Origin of the sequence: Pseudomonas sp. FP215, assembly GCF_030687795.1 — a bacterium.
Lineage (GTDB): Bacteria > Pseudomonadota > Gammaproteobacteria > Pseudomonadales > Pseudomonadaceae > Aquipseudomonas > Aquipseudomonas salmasensis.
In genome coordinates this window covers 5,317,426-5,335,094 of record NZ_CP117447.1, presented here as the reverse complement: position 1 = coordinate 5,335,094, position 17,669 = coordinate 5,317,426, and the positions used below count along the sequence as shown (strand labels likewise).

General features: G+C 61.1%; 16 protein-coding genes and 1 pseudogene. 6 read left to right on the top strand and 11 right to left on the bottom strand.

The features are described from left to right. Nucleotides 1-172: 172 nt before the first annotated feature. From colR to PSH76_RS24150, 5 genes are all read left to right on the top strand, one after another. Nucleotides 173-856: a two-component system response regulator ColR gene (gene colR / locus PSH76_RS24170; RefSeq protein ID WP_003193936.1), complete on the top strand. Its 684-nt coding sequence runs from the start codon at nucleotides 173-175 to the stop codon at nucleotides 854-856. Continuing rightward, the gene (locus PSH76_RS24165) at nucleotides 846-2,126 is read left to right on the top strand and encodes a HAMP domain-containing sensor histidine kinase (protein WP_305493027.1); all 1,281 of its coding nucleotides are present in this window, start codon (nucleotides 846-848) and stop codon (nucleotides 2,124-2,126) included. The genes colR and PSH76_RS24165 overlap by 11 nt, the downstream gene beginning before the upstream one ends. A gap of 188 nt (nucleotides 2,127-2,314) precedes the next feature. Then, a complete protein-coding gene (locus PSH76_RS24160) occupies nucleotides 2,315-2,995 on the top strand; it encodes a class I SAM-dependent methyltransferase (RefSeq protein ID WP_032895448.1) in 681 nt (226 codons plus the stop codon). 4 nt (nucleotides 2,996-2,999) lie between these two features. Continuing rightward, a complete protein-coding gene (locus PSH76_RS24155) occupies nucleotides 3,000-3,719 on the top strand; it encodes a lipopolysaccharide kinase InaA family protein (RefSeq protein WP_003193933.1) in 720 nt (239 codons plus the stop codon). Next, nucleotides 3,716-3,943 carry a hypothetical protein gene (locus PSH76_RS24150; RefSeq protein ID WP_003193932.1) on the top strand — a complete coding sequence of 76 codons (228 nt, stop codon included), beginning with the start codon at nucleotides 3,716-3,718 and terminating at the stop codon, nucleotides 3,941-3,943. Before PSH76_RS24155 ends, PSH76_RS24150 begins: the two co-directional genes overlap by 4 nt. A gap of 204 nt (nucleotides 3,944-4,147) precedes the next feature. On the opposite strand, the gene PSH76_RS24145 is transcribed toward PSH76_RS24150, so the two are convergent. Genes PSH76_RS24145 through PSH76_RS24135 form a run of 3 tightly spaced genes read right to left on the bottom strand, consistent with a single transcriptional unit; the run spans nucleotide 4,148 to nucleotide 7,771 of the window. Further along, nucleotides 4,148-5,245: a DUF1513 domain-containing protein gene (locus PSH76_RS24145; protein ID WP_032897789.1), complete on the bottom strand. Its 1,098-nt coding sequence runs from the start codon at nucleotides 5,243-5,245 to the stop codon at nucleotides 4,148-4,150. A gap of 2 nt (nucleotides 5,246-5,247) precedes the next feature. Beyond that, on the bottom strand, nucleotides 5,248-6,312 hold the full coding sequence (locus PSH76_RS24140) for an imelysin family protein (RefSeq protein WP_305493026.1): 1,065 nt from the start codon (nucleotides 6,310-6,312) through the stop codon (nucleotides 5,248-5,250). Nucleotides 6,313-6,343: 31 nt separating this feature from the next. Next, nucleotides 6,344-7,771, bottom strand: coding sequence for a di-heme oxidoredictase family protein (locus PSH76_RS24135; RefSeq protein WP_305493025.1), 1,428 nt, complete (start codon nucleotides 7,769-7,771; stop codon nucleotides 6,344-6,346). 140 nt (nucleotides 7,772-7,911) lie between these two features. On the opposite strand from PSH76_RS24135, the gene PSH76_RS24130 reads away from it, so the two are divergent. Then, the gene (locus tag PSH76_RS24130; protein WP_003193928.1) at nucleotides 7,912-8,475 is read left to right on the top strand and encodes an NAD(P)H nitroreductase; all 564 of its coding nucleotides are present in this window, start codon (nucleotides 7,912-7,914) and stop codon (nucleotides 8,473-8,475) included. Between the two features lie 146 nt (nucleotides 8,476-8,621). On the opposite strand, the gene PSH76_RS30840 is transcribed toward PSH76_RS24130, so the two are convergent. The 8 genes and pseudogenes from PSH76_RS30840 to gap form a co-directional block, all read right to left on the bottom strand. Beyond that, nucleotides 8,622-9,377 carry a methyl-accepting chemotaxis protein gene (locus PSH76_RS30840; RefSeq protein WP_370706227.1) on the bottom strand — a complete coding sequence of 252 codons (756 nt, stop codon included), beginning with the start codon at nucleotides 9,375-9,377 and terminating at the stop codon, nucleotides 8,622-8,624. Between the two features lie 102 nt (nucleotides 9,378-9,479). Next, nucleotides 9,480-10,619 (bottom strand): annotated as a pseudogene (locus PSH76_RS30835) (HAMP domain-containing protein); the annotation flags it as partial. A 279-nt stretch (nucleotides 10,620-10,898) separates the two neighbouring features. Continuing rightward, nucleotides 10,899-11,300 carry a YbaN family protein gene (locus PSH76_RS24120; protein ID WP_032895454.1) on the bottom strand — a complete coding sequence of 134 codons (402 nt, stop codon included), beginning with the start codon at nucleotides 11,298-11,300 and terminating at the stop codon, nucleotides 10,899-10,901. Between the two features lie 156 nt (nucleotides 11,301-11,456). After that, a complete protein-coding gene (locus tag PSH76_RS24115; protein WP_032895455.1) occupies nucleotides 11,457-12,065 on the bottom strand; it encodes a biliverdin-producing heme oxygenase in 609 nt (202 codons plus the stop codon). Between the two features lie 138 nt (nucleotides 12,066-12,203). After that, nucleotides 12,204-14,768 carry a TonB-dependent receptor gene (locus PSH76_RS24110; RefSeq protein WP_305493024.1) on the bottom strand — a complete coding sequence of 855 codons (2,565 nt, stop codon included), beginning with the start codon at nucleotides 14,766-14,768 and terminating at the stop codon, nucleotides 12,204-12,206. Nucleotides 14,769-14,883: 115 nt separating this feature from the next. Next, nucleotides 14,884-15,852: a FecR domain-containing protein gene (locus PSH76_RS24105; protein WP_305493023.1), complete on the bottom strand. Its 969-nt coding sequence runs from the start codon at nucleotides 15,850-15,852 to the stop codon at nucleotides 14,884-14,886. A 74-nt stretch (nucleotides 15,853-15,926) separates the two neighbouring features. Continuing rightward, entirely contained in the window at nucleotides 15,927-16,445 is a 519-nt protein-coding gene (locus PSH76_RS24100) for an RNA polymerase sigma factor (RefSeq protein WP_003193922.1), read from the bottom strand. Nucleotides 16,446-16,654: 209 nt separating this feature from the next. Beyond that, nucleotides 16,655-17,656 carry a type I glyceraldehyde-3-phosphate dehydrogenase gene (gene gap / locus PSH76_RS24095; protein ID WP_003193921.1) on the bottom strand — a complete coding sequence of 334 codons (1,002 nt, stop codon included), beginning with the start codon at nucleotides 17,654-17,656 and terminating at the stop codon, nucleotides 16,655-16,657. Nucleotides 17,657-17,669: the final 13 nt, after the last annotated feature.

Sequence of the window (17,669 nt, the reverse complement as noted above, 5' to 3'; positions counted from 1 at the left end):
ATCTTCGTCCTGGCACTGTAGTTAGTTTGTGAAGCTATAGTGAAAAACTTGTTTGGCTTTACAAACAGTTGAAAACCTTTATCGACGGGGCTCTCACCTCTATCCCTGAGCCCCGCTTGGCCTTAAGCTGCGCGAGCCAACACGGCCGTTACCGCGTACGGAGACACTGCCCATGCGAATTCTATTGGTTGAAGACAACCGCGATATCCTCGCCAACCTGGCCGATTACCTGGGGCTCAAAGGCTACACAGTGGACTGTGCGCAGGACGGTTTGTCGGGCCTGCACCTGGCGGCCACCGAGCATTACGACCTGATCGTGCTCGATATCATGCTGCCCGGCATCGATGGTTACACCCTGTGCAAGCGCCTGCGCGAAGACGCGCGCCGCGACACACCGGTGATCATGCTCACCGCTCGCGACCAATTAGACGACCGGCTGCAGGGCTTCAAGTCTGGCGCCGATGATTACCTGCTCAAGCCGTTCGCCTTGTCGGAACTGGCCGCGCGTATCGAAGCGGTGTTGCGCCGTGCTCAGGGCGGCGGGCGTCGTGCGTTGCAAGTGGGTGACCTGAACTACGACCTCGATACGCTGGAAGTTACCCGCGAAGGGCGCCTGCTCAAGCTCAACCCGGTGGGCCTGAAACTGCTCGCCGTGCTGATGCAGAAAAGCCCGCATGTTTTGCGCCGTGAAGTTCTCGAAGAAGCCCTGTGGGGCGACGACTGCCCGGACAGCGATAGCCTGCGCAGCCACGTTCATCAACTGCGCCAAGTGATCGACAAGCCTTTCGCCAAACCGTTGCTGCAAACGGTGCACGGTGTGGGTTATCGCCTGGCCGAGGGTCGTGATGGAGTTTAAGCAAAGCCTTGCCCAGCGGATCATCATCGCTTTCGCTTTGATGAGTGCGTTGGTGGCGGGGGCCTTCGCCGTGGGCATCATTGCGACGGTGCACCTGGTGGAAGAGAAGTTGATCTCGGCGGGCCTGGGCGGTGACCTGCAGCGCCTGCTGTTGATGGACAGTGTCGAAGACTGGAGCCACCGGCCAGAGCCGGACCAGCTGTTTTATTTCAGCGGCGGGCGTGGCGATTTTGAACTGCCCAAGGATCTGCGCCATCTGGACCCAGGGTTTCATGAGGTGTTTCGCGAGGCGCTGTCGTACCACGCCATGGTTGAAGTGGTTGATGGTCGGCGTTATGTGTTGCTGCAAGACCAGAGCGATTTCGAAGAGCGTGAGCGCGTGCTGTTTGCGGTGGTGCTGGTGGGCTTCGTGCTCAGCCTGGCGCTGGCGGCGTTCCTCGGCTGGGTGCTGGCCCGCAAGGTGATGGCGCCGGTGGTACGCCTGGCTCGCCAGGTCCGTCATCGTGACCAACTGTTAGGCCTGGCTCCGCCCCTGGCGCCGGATTACGCGGCCGATGAAGTAGGCGAGCTGGCGGTGGCGTTCGACGCCACCCTCGGCCGTTTGCGCCAGGCGTTGTCACGCGAGCAGCTGTTTACCAGCGATGTGAGCCATGAGTTGCGCACGCCCTTGATGGTCCTGGCCAGTTCCTGCGAACTGCTGCGCGAAAACCCAGCCATCGATCAACGAGGTCGCAACCAGGTCGAGCGCATTGCCCGTGCCTGTGAAGAAATGCGCGAGCTGGTGCAGACCTTCTTGATGCTGGCCCGCGCCAAACACGACGACGCCGCCAGTTCGCCCCAGGGCAACCTCACCCAGGTGGCCGAAGACCTGCTCGGTATCTGGCGTGAGCCCATCGAGAAAAAAGGCCTGGCGTTGATCTACCTGCCAGGCAACCCCCTGGACACCCGCTACAACACCACCTTCTTGCATGCGGTGATGGGCAACTTGCTGCGCAATGCCCTGCATTACACCGAACACGGGTTTATCCGCCTGACGCTGGAGCCCAGTGGCTTCGTGGTGGAGGACTCTGGTGTGGGCATCCCCGAAGAGAAGCGCGAAGCGATGTTCGAGCCGTTCGTGCGCGGTGGCGAGAAGCGTGGCGAGGGCCTTGGCCTCGGCCTGTCGCTGGTGCAACGGATCTGCGAAAGCCAGGGCTGGAGCGTAAGCCTGAGCACCATGGAGCCCAATGGCTGCCGTTTTCATGTGGAGCTCAACCCAGTCAAAACCTGACCCTTCAGTCTGTCGCTTTGCTGATGCAGACTGCCTGCTTTTCGGCGAAGATGGCCCGGTGCTACTGAATGTTTCTGTAAAGTCTTGAAATGTATGCAGTTGGACAGGACAAGATTTTCACAACGAGTTGACCTGTTGATCACAGTTCGCTGCTTAAGGTCGTAGGCATCAGTTACTGGAGACGTAAGATGCCTTCCCCGATCAAGCTGGAATTTTCTGACAAGTACGACGATCAACACGCGCAGAAATATTTGCTCAAGCATCAGGACAATCTGGCTCGCCGGTTGTCCCACAAACGCGACGAGCAGTTGGCGCGCGGCGCATTGGCCATGGCCGGTGAGCCGGGCCTGGTGTTGGACCTGCCGTGTGGCGCTGGACGCTTCTGGCCGTTACTGGCCGAAAAACCCAACCGTGTGATTATCGGAGCTGACAATTCGGCGTCGATGTTGAAGATCGCCACCGCTGCCCAACCGGCAGAGGTGGTGAAACGGGTACGCCCTTTGCAGACGTCTGCCTTTGATATCGATTTGCCAGATAATTCCGTCGACAGTATTTTCTGCATGCGCTTGATGCACCACATTGGTGAGTCGGAGCACAGGCTGACAATACTGCGCGAGTTTCAACGTGTTACCCGCGACAGCGTGATTATTTCGCTGTGGGTAGACGGCAATTTCAAGGCCTGGAAGCGCAAGCGCAGCGAAGTGCGTCGTCGCAAAAAAGGTGAGCAGGAAGGTTACCAAAACCGGTTTGTGTTACCGGCTGCTACTGTCGAGGCAGAATTCGAGCAGGCCGGTTTCCGTGTTCAGGAATCCCTGGACTTCATACCGCTCTACGCCATGTGGCGAGTGTATGTATTGCGCAAGAGGTAACAGGATGGCAGTTGAGTGCGTAGTAGGCAGTCATGTAGCTCCCGAAGAACGATTTGATTTTTTCTGGCGTCAGCAAGGTGAATGGGTGGAAGAACCCAACCGTCGCCGTGGTGGTGAAAGTGGCGTGCAGCGGGTGATCAGCCCTAACGGGCGCTTGCTCTATTGCAAGCGCCAGACCGGCCACATTTACCGCAGTTGGCTGCACCCCTTTGGGCGTCCGACCGTGCTGCGTGAGCGTGATGCCCTCAAAGGCCTGCGTTTGCTGGATGTGCGTGTGCCGGAACTGGTGTTTTGCGAAGCGCGTCGCGACCCCGAGCACCAGTGGAAAGCCCTGTTGGTGACCGCGTCCCTGGACGGTTTCGACGAGATCGAAAACTGGTACGCCGCCGGTGGCCGCCAACAGTATGGCGAGGCGGTGCACGAGCGCCTGCTGCAAGAGTTGGCCGGCACCTTGGCCCGTATGCACAAAGGCCGCTGGCAACACGGTTGCCTGTATATCAAGCACATTTTCGTGCGGGTGACCGGTGAGCCTGATGCGGCGACAGTGGAAGTGGCCCTGCTGGACTTTGAGAAATGCCGCCAGCGCCTGACCGCTTATCGGGCCGCGTCCCACGACATGCTGCAATTGCGCCGCCATTCGTCGTGGAATGACACCGACTGGAAAAAACTCAGCTACTTTTACGAGACGGCGTTTGGCAGCGCTATCAAGGGTTTAACCAGATGAAGCTAGAAATAGCACGAGGTTTGTTTCTGGTCGGGGCATTGGGTGTTGCAGCCCTGGCCCTGGCGGTATGGGAACAACCTCGTACACAAGTGTTGAGTGCGGTAGACGGTGGCGGGCAATGCCTGCTGCCACGCATTGCCAAGACGAGTGTGGCGGCCAAGCCCGACCATGAATTGCTGTTATTCATGTTCGGCATGTCTCAAGCGATGAGGCCGCAAAGTTGAAACGATTGACCCCCAAAAGGGCCTTGCGATGCAAGGCCCTTTTTTTTGCATGACACCTCAACTGTTGTAGGAGCGAGCTTGCTCGCGAAAAACCCACAGACGACACGTTCATTCAGGATGGGCGCGTCATCGTTCCCACGCTCTGCGTGGGAATGCCTCTTGAGACGCTCTGCGTCTCGTCCGATCAGCCACAAAAGGGTAGTTTCAGACCAGGTGCAGGTGGTTATCCCAGAACCCCGCCGGTAACTCCAGGGGGGTTGCCAGTAACTTTTCCTGGCGGCAGTCATAGAAGCGGCAACGCCCCTGACCCGATGTCACCACAAACCCATCCGCCACCGCGCCCACCCCCGCACAGTCCGGCAAGGGCCCATCCAGGCGCAGTTCGGCGGTGTCCATGTCCCAGATAAAAAAGCGGTTGCCCCGCGGTGCCGTCAACGCCACCAGGCGCAGTTCGCTGTGCACCGCCACGCTGGCGGTGTAATGCCCCATCGCCTGCAACTGCTCATCGGCCACCGGGAACGCCACGAACGGCTGCCCCGGGCGCTTGATCGCAAGCAATTCGGAACGCTCCTGGGACGGGCCCATGAACTGCTGCCCGGTGAGGATGGTGCCATCGCTGGCTATGCCCATGTGCCGCACGCTGTTCATCTGCTGGGCCAGGGTTTCCTTGCTGATCAGGCTGCCGTCGCGGCGCATCAGCACCAGGCTCGGCTCCATGGCATTGAGGTTCATCTCCACCCGGCTTTCGGCTTCGGTGCGAATGCCACCGTTGGCCACGATCAGCGTCTCGCCGTCGGGCATCCACGAGACTTGATGCGGGCCGATGCCGTGGGTGGATATCTCGCCGCTGTGCACCAGCCGCTCACCTTCGAACTTATACACACCCAACAGGCCACGGCCAGGGTCGGAGGTGTCGTTCTCGGTGGCGTACAGCCAGTCGCCGCTCTTGTGGATCACCGCATGGCCATAGAAATGGCGGTTGGCGTTCGAGGTGATGGTTTGCAGCAGCGCGCCATCGCGCAGGTCGATCAGGTAGCTCTCGGTGCCTGGGCGACGGGCGACGAACAGCGCAATCGGCAAGGTCGGGTGGTTGATGATGTCATGGCAGCGCTGGCCGACCTGGGTGGCAAATACCGGCTTGCCGTCCAGGCGATAGCCGACAGCGTAGTGCTTGCCGTCGGCATCATCGCGCGCCGACAGCAGCAGCGGGCCTTTGTCTTTGTGCTTGAACAGCGTCCAGCCACCCAAGGTGATAGCGCTGAGCAGCACGCTGCCCACCGCCAAAGCCTGTCGCCTGAGCATCATCAGTCACCGTCGTTGGCGTTAAAGCCCAGTTGTACGCCCAGCGCCTTGGCCAGTTCGCCTTCGTGCAGGCGGTGGACCACGTTGAGGCTGTCGTAGATGTCGTTGAGTTGCTGGCGCCCGGCGTCGTCATTCAACAGTTCGTTGAGGGTGCGCTGGTTGCTGGCGAACAGTTTCAGGGACGCTGCGTAGGCGGCGTCGATTTTCTCGGCCAGTGGCTTCTGGTCCGCCGGCAGCAGGCCACGCAGGCCTTTGTTATCGACGCCTACCCATACGGTTTGAGCGGCGGCAAGGCTGGCTTCCAGGCTTTGCAGGGACGACTGGCTGCGCCAGGCATCAGCCTGGAACGGTTGCGGGATACCCTTGGTCTGGCGGCCCATCGGGGTGCCGAGCTTTTTCTTCAGGGTGTCCAGGGCGGTCACTTGCACGCGCAGCAGGTCGGCGATGGCTTCGTGGGAATCAGCGTAGCGCTGGTTCGGAAACTTGGTCATCTGCGAGAGCATGCCGTCGGTGCTGTTCCAACTGGCCAGGATCTCTTCGGCCAGGACTTTCTGACGTTCACCGATCGCCATCAGCAGCGGGCAATAGCGCGCTTTCTGGGCGTCGTCGGCGACGTCAGGCTTGGCGTCGTAAAGGATGTATTCGTACGCCGACAGGCCCTGTACCACCACGCTGGATTTCGCCAGGGCGGCGGCGTCGATCTGCGGCTGGGCGCTGACCAGTTGCTCGACCTGACGGCCTACCAGGTTCTTCTTGTCTGGCCAGAACTGCACCTGCCACGCCCGGTTGCCTTCGGCCAGCGGGCCGATCAGCAACGGTTGCAGCTCGGCCCAGGCTTTTTGCGCGTGCAGGAAGTCGGCGCGGGCGGTGTCCAGGCTTTCCTTGCCTTGGCAGTATGCCAGGGCGCTGACGGCCAGTTGACGGTCGGCCTCAACCCAGCGGCTATAGGTTGGCAGGATCACTTGCTTGGCGATGGCTGCCGAGGTCACCGCTTGCGGGTCTTGGGGCGAGCAAGCGCCCAAGGCCAGGGCGGCGAGGCTGGTGAACAACAACTTGGGACGAAACATGTCGAGCTCCCTTCTGTAAGTGGGGCAAAGCTTATAAAGAATTCAGGAACGCCAGCAACGCGGCACGCTGCTCGGCATTGAACGACAACACATGTTGCTGCGCCGCTTGGGCTTCACCGCCATGCCACAGCACGGCTTCAAGCAGGTTGCGGGCGCGGCCGTCATGCAGGAACTGGGTGTGGCCACTCACGGTTTGCGTCAGGCCGATGCCCCACAGCGGCGGGGTGCGCCAGTCGCGGCCGGTGGCTTTGAATTCGCTACGGTTGTCGGCCAGGCCTTCGCCCATATCGTGCAGCAGCAGGTCGCTGTAGGGGCGGATCACCTGGTTGGCCAGTTCAGGTTCGGCGGCGTTGGCGGCCGTGGTGAACGTGGGCTTGTGACAGCCCTGGCAACCGGCCTGGTAGAACAGGTTCTTGCCGGCCAGCACTTGCGGTGTATCAACGTCGCGGCGTGCGGGCACTGCGAGGTTGCGGGTGTAGAACAGCACCAGGCGCAGGATGTTATCGCTGACTTCCGGCTCACCCTCGGGGCCATTGCCGTTGGGCGCCTGTTTGCAGGCCACTTGGGCGTCGGTGCAGTCATCGAAAGGTCTCAGGGACGTGGTGAGGCCCATATCACCAGAAAACGCGTGAACGTTTTGTTGATTGAGGTTGGGCTGCCCGGCTTTCCAGCCAAAACGCCCGAGGACAGTTTTGTTCTGGGCGTCATCCCAGACCCAATTGGCGCGGCCCACGATGGCCTCTTTGTCGGCGGTCTTGGGGTTGGTATTGCGCAGGATATCGGCATCGCTGATCGCTTCGAGCAGGCCCAGGCCGATCATCGGCGGGGCGATACGCGCAGAGAAGCGCGTGTCGGGGTGCATCGGGCCGTAGCCGAGCTGGGTGATCTGCAGGTCGGGCTTGCGTAATTCAACCAGCGTGCCGTCCTTGAACCTGACGTTGACCGGTGTGTAGTCGACCCGTACCTTGCCTTCAGGCGCAACGCCAGGCACGGCCATGTCCTGGAGTTGCCCGCCGTAGACCGGCTCGGGCACTACGCCAATCTGTTCGATGAGCTTCGCGTAAGGCTGAGCATCCGGGATGGACAGGCGCACCAGCATCGACACGGCATTGGGCGCGTCAGGCAGTGGCGGGTGGCCACGGCCATCCTTGATATGGCAGTTCTGGCAGGCGTTGGTATTGAACAGTGGGCCCAGGCCATCGCGCGCCGTGGTGGTAGACGGCGCAATCACCCACGGGTTGCGAAAGAAACTGTTGCCGACGCTGAAGTCCAGGCGCCGCGTGGGCGCCAGGTTGGCCGAGGGCAGGGAAAAGGCGTTCTGGTCGCGCTTGTTTACCGTCGCCGCGCCACCGGCCCGCGATTCACCCGGCTCTGCTTTCGTGAAGCGAGGGGCGTCATCGCAAGCAGTCAGGCTTAAAGCCATCAACGCTGCAGGCAGGTACAAAAGCGCACGGAACATCGAGATTCCTGGACGAGGGCAGAAAATTAAGGCGCAAAGTCTAACAGGGCAGGGCAGATTGAATAAGAGCAATTATCGTTTGGTGGCATCCCGATTCTTTCCCGTTAGAATGACCGCACATTTTTTTATGGAGGTGGCCAATGCAGGCTCTCGACGCTTTGCTCAACCGTGTTTCCGTGCCGCGTTTGCTCGACCCGGCACCGACCCAGGAGCAGCGCGACCTGCTGTTCGCCGCCGCCATGCGCGCGCCCGATCACGGCCAACTGCGCCCGTGGCGTTTCCTTACCGTGGAAGGTGCAGCGCGCGAGCAGATGGGCACGCTGTTGGCCGAAGCCGCCCGCCTGCAGGACGCCGACGCACCGCAAGCCGCCATCGACAAAGCCCAGAACGGCCCGCTGCGTGCGCCGCTGGTGGTGGTGGTGATTGCACGCTTGCAAGAGCATTTCAAAGTGCCCAAGTCCGAGCAATTGCTGGCCGCCGCCTGTGCGGCCCACGGCATTCTGCTGGCGGCGTATGCTCAGGGTATTGGCGCGGTGTGGCGTACCGGCGAATTGTCCTACTCGGCTCACGTTGCCAAAGGCCTGGGGCTGGCGGCGAATGAAGAAGTGATTGGCTTTCTGTACCTGGGCACGCCGCAGAACCCACCGCGTACGGCGCCGAAGGAAGACCTCACGCCGTTCGTCCAGGCCTGGCCCGGCCGGTAATTCACCCCCATTCTGCTCTATATGTAGGAGCGAGCTTGCTCGCGAAAAACTCACAGACGCCGCGTTTATTCAGGAAGCACGCGTTATCGTTGACGTTTTTCGCGAGCAAGCTCGCTCCTACAGGGGGCAATGTTTTCAGGACCGAATCAAACCCTGAACTGATCCATCAACTTCATTTGCTGGCTGGCCAGCGCATTGAGCTGGCTGCTGATCGCCGCTGACTCGGTAGCCTGGCCGGTGAGGGTTTCAGTCACGGTACGAATCGCCGAGACGTTGCGGTTGACCTCTTCGGCCACCGCGCTCTGCTGTTCGGCCGCGCTGGCGATTTGCAGGTTCATGTCGCTGATCACCGTGACCGCGTCGCTGATCTTGCCCAGGGCTTGCACGGCTTGATGGATCTGCCCGGCATTGCTCTGGGCCTGATGCTGGCTGGAGTGCATGGTCGCCACTACGCCACGGGTGCCGCTCTGGATACGTTCGATCACCAGGCGGATTTCTTCCACCGAGTCCTGGGTGCGTTTGGCCAGGTTGCGGACTTCGTCGGCCACCACCGCAAAACCACGCCCGCTTTCCCCGGCGCGTGCCGCTTCAATCGCCGCATTCAACGCCAGCAGGTTGGTCTGTTCGGCAATGCTGCGGATCACCTCCAACACTGAACCGATTTGCTCACTGTTGACTGCCAGGGCTTCGACTTCGCCCACGGCTTTGCTGACTTCGTCGGCCAGGGTGGTGATATCGCGGGTGCTCTGCTCGATGATCGACATGCCTTCGCGTGCCGACTGGTCGGCGCCACGTGCCGCGCTGGCGGCATTGGAGGCGCTGTTGGCCACGTCGTGGGCGGTGGCGCTCATTTCGTTCGACGCGGTGGCGACCTGGTCGATTTCACGGAACTGCACCTGCATGCCTTCGCTGGTCTGGCGCGCAATGGCGGACGACTGATCGGCCGTCCCGCGGGCTTCGGTGATGCTTTGCTTGATCTGCGCAATGGTCGGCTGCAGCTTGTCGAGGAAGCGGTTGAACCAATTCACCAACTCGCCCAGTTCGTCTTTCTTGGCATAGGCCAGGCGCTGGGTGAGGTCGCCGTCACCGCTGGCGATGTCCTTGAGCATGGCGGCCACGCTATTGATAGGGCGGGTCACGCCTGTAGCGGTCAGCCAGATCAGCAGCAAGCCCAGCAGGCCAGCGGCGGCGGCCACCAGCAGGGCTTTGAGCGTGCCCGTGGCCTGGGCCTCGTCGAGCACGGCTTGGAGTTTTTCGTTGTCGGCCAACATCACCGCTTTGGGCAGCTTGATCACCACGCCCCAGGATTTGGCACCGGCAATCGGCTTGAGCGGGTACACGGCACGAATGGTGTCTTCCTGTTCGCGGATAACCGGCCGGTCATTGGCCAGCAGTTGCACGATCTCCTTGCCTTCGGCGCCGATGCTGTCGATCAGGTTCTTGCCGACTTTGCCTGGTTCACCGCTGTAGGCGGCGATCAGGCCGGTGCTGGACAGAATCTCCAGGTGGGCGGCACCGTTGAACAGGTCTTTTTGCGCCGCATCGGTGGTCGCTTGCAGGGCGGTGAGGGCGATATCCACGCCGATCACACCGATGACTTTGCCGTCGACGATCAGCGGCAAGGAAATGGTGGTCATCAGTACCGGTTTGCCGGCCACCGTGTCTTCGTACGGGTCCAGCAGGCAAGTGCTGCGCGTGTCCCGTGGGCAGGTGTACCAGATGTTGTAGGGCGTACCGCTGAGGTTGAGGGTGGTCTTGGTCAGGTCATCTTCGACCATGATGGTGTTCTGGCCTTCGCCGCCAGCCCGGCTCCAATAGCTGGAAAACCGGCCTTTTTCATTGGAGACGCGCGCCTTGTCGTCGATGAATTCGCTGTCCTTGCCATCCAGCCCGTTGGGTTCGAACGACAACCAGATGCCCAGCACCTTGGTGTTGCGCTCGAACGCGGTTTTGACGCTGCGGTTGAGTTCTTCACGCAGGGCTCCAGCTTCCAGGGAACGCTGGGTGCCCAACTGACGCAAGTCTTTGATCTGGTCGGCAAGGGCGGTGATTACCAGCAGGTTTTCGCCGAAGGTCTTCTGCAGTTGCGTGGCCTGTTCGGCCGCTTTGGATTGCAGCAGTTGCTCCACGCTGGCGGTGAGCATTCGTGAGCTTGAATCACTGACCAGTCGATCGTTCTGGTTGGTGTTGTAGATATTGATGCCGACCACCAGTGCAATCACACCCAGCAGACACAGGCCGGACAGCAACACGATTTTCAAGCGGATGGAGAGGGTGTCGAACATAGGTTCACTCACGAATGGACTTGTTGGAATGCACGCAAACGCGCCAAGTCCCTTCGGCGTCATGCCTGAAACATCGGCGTCACACATCAATTCATGAGAAATAGGCGATGAGCGGTAGGAAAACGCCTACGCGCAGCTTCAGACGGGCCGTGCCAGCTGTTCGGGGCGGGACCAGATCCACAGGTTGCCCAGGCTCATCCCGACAATCGCCAGGTACACCGGCCAGCCGTGATCGAGCATCACCAGCATCAACACGGCGCACAGCAACATGCTCACGGTGGCGCTGACTTTGGCGCGGCGGGCGATAATCTTGCCATTGCGCCAGTTGGACAGGATCGGGCCGAACAGGCGATGGTTTTCCAGCCAGGCGCTGAGGCGCGGCGAGCTTTTGGTGGCGGCCCAGGCGGCGAGCAGGATGAATTCAGTAGTGGGCAACCCCGGTATGACAATCGCCACCAAGCCGATCCCCAGGCTGACGTAGGCCAGCAGGCCGAAGAGGAGCTGGGCGATCTTGGAGGAGGATTGGGGTTTGCCGGTCATGGGTAGGGAGATCGCAGAAAATCAATTTGAAATGAGGGCTAAATGTGGGAGCGGGCTTGCTCGCGAATGCGGTGTATCAGTCGCCTGATCTGTTGGCTGACCTACTGCATTCGCGAGCAAGCCCGCTCCCACCTTTGATTGCATTTCAATCCAAGGTTACGCCAGTTCCGGGGCGCTAGCGTACGCCTGTTCCAGCAACACGGTGAAGCGCACAAACGCATCAATCGCGCCTTTTTCCACGGCAGCTTCTTCTTCGGCACTGAACTCCAGGCCGTCGAGGGTGCGGGTGAAACTCTTCCAGCCCTCGGCGCGACCACCGGCTGGCTCGCCCAGGTGGCGCGCACCGAAGGTTTCACTCAGGCCCAAGCCCACGGCGCGCTTGATCAGGAACGCAGCGCCCAGCTTGGAGCCTTCGGAGACGAACAGCCAGCCCAAAGCTTCGGCTTTGCTGGGGGTGTTCACCGCGCCGGCAACCGGGGCCGGGATTTCGGTGTCCAGGTCTGCCAGGTCGAGCTTGGCCGCTTCGGCGCGGCAGCGGGCGGCCAGGTCAGGGATGATCTGGTTCAGCTCGGCATCGTTGTACAGGGCCACCAGTTCCGATTGGAACAGGTATTGGGCCACCACGAAGCGGGCGAAGTTGGCCTGGGTTTCGAACGGCGCGTGAGCCTTCACCAATGCGTCGAGCTTGGTGTGCGGCGCGTTGGTGATCTGGTTCAGGCGTTGGGAGCGCAGGCTTGGGCGTTCTGCGGTGGAAGAAGCGGTCATGAAAAAAGTCCTTGAGAAGAGAAGCGCCTGGGTGCCCTTAAAGAGAGCTGTTATCAACTAGACGAACAAGAAGACGCGGCACAGTAAAAAATCCTCACCTCGCCGCAGATGCATGGGCGGCGAGGTGAGGCGCATGGGTCAGATGTCCCAGATCACGTTGATCGCAAAGTTGCGACCGGGCTGGGTCAGGCGGTCAAGGTTGGCCGGGCCGGTCACACCGGCCTCGCCGACGCTGTCGTAGCTGCGCACGTCATCCCAGTTCCAGTACTTCTTGTCGGTGAGGTTGTAGAGGCCACCGTTGACGGTCACGTCTTTGCTCACCTTGTAGTAGGCGGTCAGGTCGAGGATGCCGAAGCCCGGGGTCTTGAACGGGCCGTCGGTGCCGCCGTCGGGCGCATGGAAGGTCGTGCTGTCGACGCGGTCCTGTTTCTTCACCACGGTCCAGCTCAGCAGGCCACCGTAGGTGTCCTGGTCGTAGCCCAGGCCAAACACGCCCTTGAGCGGGTTGACGCTGTTCAGCGGCTCGCCATTGTCGTCGTTGCGACCGTAGGTGTAGGCAACCGAGCCTTGGGTATACAGGCCCTTCGGCGCGCCGAAGGTATCCAGGTTCAGGCGGCCCTTGGCTTCCACGCCCTTGATGGTGGCACGCTTGATGTTGACCGCCTGGAACTGCTCCACGGTGCCGCCGACCACGGCGTTGTCTTCGTCGATAAAGTCACGGTACTTGTTGTAGTACACCGCAATATCGAAGGAGCCTTCGTCGAACTTGCCGCGAATCCCGGTTTCGATGCCTTTGCTGGTTTCCGGCTTGAGGTCGGGGTTGGGTTCGACGGTGTAGCCGATGTTGAGGTTTTCGAAGCGACCGTACAGGGCCTTGGCAGACGGCGTGCGGAAACCTTCAGCGTATTGGCCGAACCAGGTGTAGTTGTCGGTCAGGGCGTAGGTCAGGCCGAACTTGGGTGTTACGCGGTTCCAGGTTTTGTCCTTGCCGTCGACGGCATACTCGCCGGTCGGGTTGACGGTGTTGAGGAACTCCTGGGTCAGCTTGGGCTTGAGCCGGGTGTAGTCATAACGCACGGCGGGCAGGAAGGTCCATTTGTCCCAGGTGATCTGGTCCTGGGCGAACAGCGAGTAGGTGTTGATGGTCGGGTCGGGGAAGTCGCTGGCCTTCTTCACGCTGTCGCCGGCTGACGGGCTGGGCCCGCCGATGGCGGTGCAGCCGGCGCCAATGGCCAGGCACGAGGCCGAGCCTTCGCGTGAGCCGGTGACTTTCTGCTGCTTGAGGGTGGTGCCGTAGGTCACCTGGTGCTCGGTTTCACCGAGGCTGAATGCTTTGTCCAGCTGTGCGTCGAAGACCCACTGTTTTTCTTCGTAAAGCGTGTCGCGGGTGCGCAGCACGCGACGGCCGGCCTGGTAGATTTCTGCGGTGGTCTGGTCGGTCTTGGCGATCTGGTAGTTGAGGCTGGTCTTGATGCGGTCGGCAATCGGCGACTCCAGGGCGAAGGTGTTTTCCAGGCCGAAGCGCTCGCGGGTGATGGTGTCGTTACCGCGACGGTCGCGGTACAGGTTCATGCCCCGGCCACCGATGAACGGGCCGCCCACGGCGTTTTTCAGATTGACGTCGCGGTCATCCTTGAACTTCTCGTAGGTCAGGCCCAAACGGTTGTCATCGCCATAGTTCCAGCCCAGCTTGGCCAGCACGTTGGTGGTGCGCGCATCTTCCGGGTTGGCGCCGGTACGGGCCAGGCCGGTGGCGTTATTGCCGTCGTGGGATTCGGTTTCGTGGCCATTGCGCTGGCTCAGGTGCAGCAAACCGTCGAAGTCCTGTACACGCCCGGCGAAGGTGCCGGAGGTCAGCCAGCTCTCGTCGGCGGAGCTATAGCCGGTCTTCAGGCGGGCGCCGACGTCCTGGCCTGGCTTGATGATGTCGTCCGGGTCGAGGGTGAAATAACTCACCGCGCCGCCGATGGCACTGCTGCCGTACAGGGCCGAGGCCGGGCCGCGCAGGATCTCCACGCGTTTGACGATTTCGGGGTCGACGTAGTTGCGACGGGTCTTGGCGTAAGGGCCGTTGAAGAAGTTGTCGGGCACTTCGACGCCATCCACCTGGGTGAGGACGCGGTCGCCGTCGATACCACGAATGTTGTAGCCGGCGTTACCCGAGCGGCTACCAGCGCCGCCGACAGAGACGCCGGGTTCGTAGCGCACCAGTTCACGGATGTTGTTGACGTTCTGGCGGTCCAGCTCTTCGCGATCATGCACGCTGACGGTGCTCGGTACGCTGTTCACATCTTGTTCGTTACGGGTGGCGCTGATGGTCACCTGTTGCAGGGCGAGGGCGCTGCCGGCGCTACGTTTTTCCAGCACGATGCTGTTATTACCCAGTTTGCGATAGCTCAGGTTGGTCCCCACCAACAGCCGGTCCAGGGCTTTTTCCGCTGGCAGTGGGCCGCGCACGCCCGGGGACGAAACGCCCTGGCCCAGTTCGGCCGGCAGGCCGACTTGCCAACCAGTCACTGCGGTAAAGGCATTAAGCGCCGACACCAGTGGCTGCTGTTCAATGCTGAAGGTGTAATTGGCGTGGCTGCGAGCGGCAGGTTCGGCGGCGGTGGCGCTCATGACGGGCGCGCCAGCCAGCAGGATCGCGGCGGTCAGCAAGGACAAAACGGGCGAAGCAGACCGGCGGTTGAAACGAGAGGACATCGAGAGCGCTCCGGGATACGAATCTTATAGTTGCGAACCGAACCAAATAGGAATCAGTTGCATTGGCTATAACGAGACGTATCGCCGGTTAACATCGAGTAAAAATAATTCTCATTTAGTTCAGGATCACCAGCGCGGGGTATTCCGACAGCTTGGCCGAGGTGATATGGGCCAGGGAGCGCACCACGTCCAGGGGCTGGTCGAGGCGGTAGTTGCCGGTGACCGCGACGCTGGCCAGTTGCTCGTTGTTGTTGACGATCCAGCCGGGGTAATAACGGCGAAGCTCAGCCAGCACTTCGCTCATCGGGCAGTTTTCGAACACCAGCCGGCCCTGCACCCAGGCCAGGTCCTTGCTGACATCGAGCTTGGCCGGTTGGCCGAAACCCTTGGGGCCGATGCGGATGCTTTCACCGGCGCTCAGGCGCACACGGGCATCGTCGAACGTGTTGCTCAGGTCGACATCGCCGCGCTGCACCTGGACCTGGGCTTCGCCATTGAGGTAGCGCACGGCAAAGGCGGTGTCACGCACGCTGGCGCGCACCGGGCCGGCGTCGATCTCCAGGGGCAGGCCACGGGAGGGTGCTATTTCAAAGAACGCTTCGCCTTGGTACAGGCGGGCAATGCGCTGGTGATCCTTGATGGTGCTGGAAAACGCCGAGTTGGTGTTCAGCAGCACCTTGGAGCCATCGTCCAGTTGCAGGCGCTGGCGCTCGCCGACCACCGTCAGATGGTCGGCCTGCAAACGCACCGGCAGGTTGCTGAAACTGAACAGGCCGATCAGCAACACGGCGGCGGTGGCCAAGGGTTTCCAGTGCGGTTTGATCCGGCGCCAACCGCTGGGCTTGCGCGGTGCGGCGAGGGCCACGGCGGCGCTGTGCACCGGTGCGTCACCCCAGGCGGCCTGGGCCTTGCTGAAGGCGTGGACATGGGCCGGATCCTGGGCCAGCCAGGCGTCGAATGCGGCCTGCTGCCCAGGTTGCGGGCACTGCAAGGCGATCAGCCAATCGAGGGCTTGGTCCATGGCCGCGTCTTGCAACACCTCATGAGCCAACGCATGGGGGCGCAGTTTATTCGGGTCCGTCACGGTGTTCCTCGGGTCTTCGCCACGTTCTATTCATTTTTCCTACAGCTTGGATCGTCACCTCTGTCGGGTGAAGCTTAAGGCTGATCCAGCCGTTCGGCCACACCCACACAGATAGCCATGATCAATTTGAGTTCCTTTTGCACCGTGCTCAAGGACACACCCAACTGATCGGCAATCTCCTGGTAGCTGCAACCGTGCAGGCGGCTGAGGATGAAAATCCGCTGCTGGCGGGCGCTCAACTGGCCAAGGCTGACACTCAGGTGCTCCAGCAGTTGCTCGGCCTGGGTGGCTTCCTCCGGCGTGCTGGCCGGCGCGGCGACGCTTTGCAGGACATCCAGCGGCACATCCTCCTGCAGGGTGCGCGCCTGAATCCTGCGCGAGCGCAAATGATCCAGCGCCAGGTTACGCGCTGTCTGGTAGACAAAGGGTTCAAGATGGTCGATTGGCCGCTCGCTCAGGGCCCGAGTTACGCGCAGGTAGGTTTCCTGCAACAGGTCCTCGGCAGTGCTGTGGTTATGCACCATGCGTTGCAGAGTTCGTAGCAGGATCACCCGTTGGGTGAGGAAGACGTGGTTGAAGCGAGATTGGCTCACAGTGATACCAGACCGATTTGCAGTGAATGATAATGCTTATCATCAACTGAAATGGCAAGTGGCACTTTGAGATGCCTTGGAGATGCCGCTCGTTCCCATGCTCTGCATGGGAACGCATCCTGTGACGCTCTGCGTCACGGCTTTAACAGCAGGACGCGGAGCGTCCTAGGCGGCATTCCCACGCAGAGCGTGGGAACGATCCTGTGGGCTTATTCGGCGTTACACAGCGCCAGGCAGTTATCCAGCATACGATTGGAGAAGCCCCACTCGTTGTCATACCACGCCAGCACTTTAAGCAATTTACCGCTGACCTTGGTGTGATTGGCGTCGAAGATCGACGACAGCGGGTTATGGTTGAAGTCGCTGGAAACCAGCGGCAGGGTGTTGTAGCCGAGGATCTTCGAATGCTGGCTGGCGTGTTTGAGCAGGGCGTTGACCTCATCGGCCGTGGCTTCTTTTTTCAGCTGCACGGTGAGGTCCACCAGGGACACGTTGATCACCGGTACACGCACCGCCATGCCGGTCAGCTTGCCTGCCAGTTCCGGCAGCACCAGGCCCACCGCTTCAGCGGCGCCGGTCTTGCTCGGGATCATGTTCTGGGTGGCCGAACGCGCGCGGTACGGGTCGGTGTGGTACACGTCGGTGAGGTTCTGATCGTTGGTGTAGGCGTGGATGGTGGTCATCAGCCCGCTTTCGATGCCTAGCTCGCGATGCAGCACCTGGGCCACTGGTGCCAGGCAGTTGGTGGTGCACGACGCGTTGGAAATGATCTGGTGGGATTGACGCAAAATGTCATGGTTTACCCCGTAAACCACCGTGGCGTCCGCGCCTTTGGCCGGGGCGGAGATGATCACCTTGCGCGCGCCGGCGCTAATATGTGCGGCAGCCTTGTCACGGTCGGTGAACAGGCCGGTGCATTCGAACACCACGTCAATCTTGTGCGCAGCCCACGGCAGGTCGGCGGGGTTGCGAATGGCACTCACGGCAATCCGGTCACCATTGACGGTCAGGCTTTCCTGATCGTGGGCAACCTCTGCGTCGAAAGTGCCGTGTACGGTGTCGTACTTGAGCAGGTGGGCATTGATCGAGCTGTCGCCCAAATCGTTGATGGCGACGATCTGCAAATCCTGGCGATAGCCTTGGGTATACAGTGCGCGCAGGACATTACGGCCGATACGGCCAAAACCATTGATTGCGATTCGAAGAGTCATCGGAAAGTGCCTG

Excerpts from the sequence above, each read along its gene's own strand:
- colR (WP_003193936.1), top strand. The coding sequence starts at position 173 with ATGCGAATTCTATTGGTTGAAGACAACCGCGATATCCTCGCCAACCTG.
- PSH76_RS24165 (WP_305493027.1), top strand. The coding sequence starts at position 846 with ATGGAGTTTAAGCAAAGCCTTGCCCAGCGGATCATCATCGCTTTCGCT.
- PSH76_RS24160 (WP_032895448.1), top strand. The coding sequence starts at position 2,315 with ATGCCTTCCCCGATCAAGCTGGAATTTTCTGACAAGTACGACGATCAA.
- PSH76_RS24155 (WP_003193933.1), top strand. The coding sequence starts at position 3,000 with ATGGCAGTTGAGTGCGTAGTAGGCAGTCATGTAGCTCCCGAAGAACGA.
- PSH76_RS24150 (WP_003193932.1), top strand. The coding sequence starts at position 3,716 with ATGAAGCTAGAAATAGCACGAGGTTTGTTTCTGGTCGGGGCATTGGGT.
- PSH76_RS24145 (WP_032897789.1), bottom strand. The coding sequence starts at position 5,245 with ATGCTCAGGCGACAGGCTTTGGCGGTGGGCAGCGTGCTGCTCAGCGCT.
- PSH76_RS24140 (WP_305493026.1), bottom strand. The coding sequence starts at position 6,312 with ATGTTTCGTCCCAAGTTGTTGTTCACCAGCCTCGCCGCCCTGGCCTTG.
- PSH76_RS24135 (WP_305493025.1), bottom strand. The coding sequence starts at position 7,771 with ATGTTCCGTGCGCTTTTGTACCTGCCTGCAGCGTTGATGGCTTTAAGC.
- PSH76_RS24130 (WP_003193928.1), top strand. The coding sequence starts at position 7,912 with ATGCAGGCTCTCGACGCTTTGCTCAACCGTGTTTCCGTGCCGCGTTTG.
- PSH76_RS30840 (WP_370706227.1), bottom strand. The coding sequence starts at position 9,377 with ATGCAGGTGCAGTTCCGTGAAATCGACCAGGTCGCCACCGCGTCGAAC.
- PSH76_RS24120 (WP_032895454.1), bottom strand. The coding sequence starts at position 11,300 with ATGACCGGCAAACCCCAATCCTCCTCCAAGATCGCCCAGCTCCTCTTC.
- PSH76_RS24115 (WP_032895455.1), bottom strand. The coding sequence starts at position 12,065 with ATGACCGCTTCTTCCACCGCAGAACGCCCAAGCCTGCGCTCCCAACGC.
- PSH76_RS24110 (WP_305493024.1), bottom strand. The coding sequence starts at position 14,768 with ATGTCCTCTCGTTTCAACCGCCGGTCTGCTTCGCCCGTTTTGTCCTTG.
- gap (WP_003193921.1), bottom strand. The coding sequence starts at position 17,656 with ATGACTCTTCGAATCGCAATCAATGGTTTTGGCCGTATCGGCCGTAAT.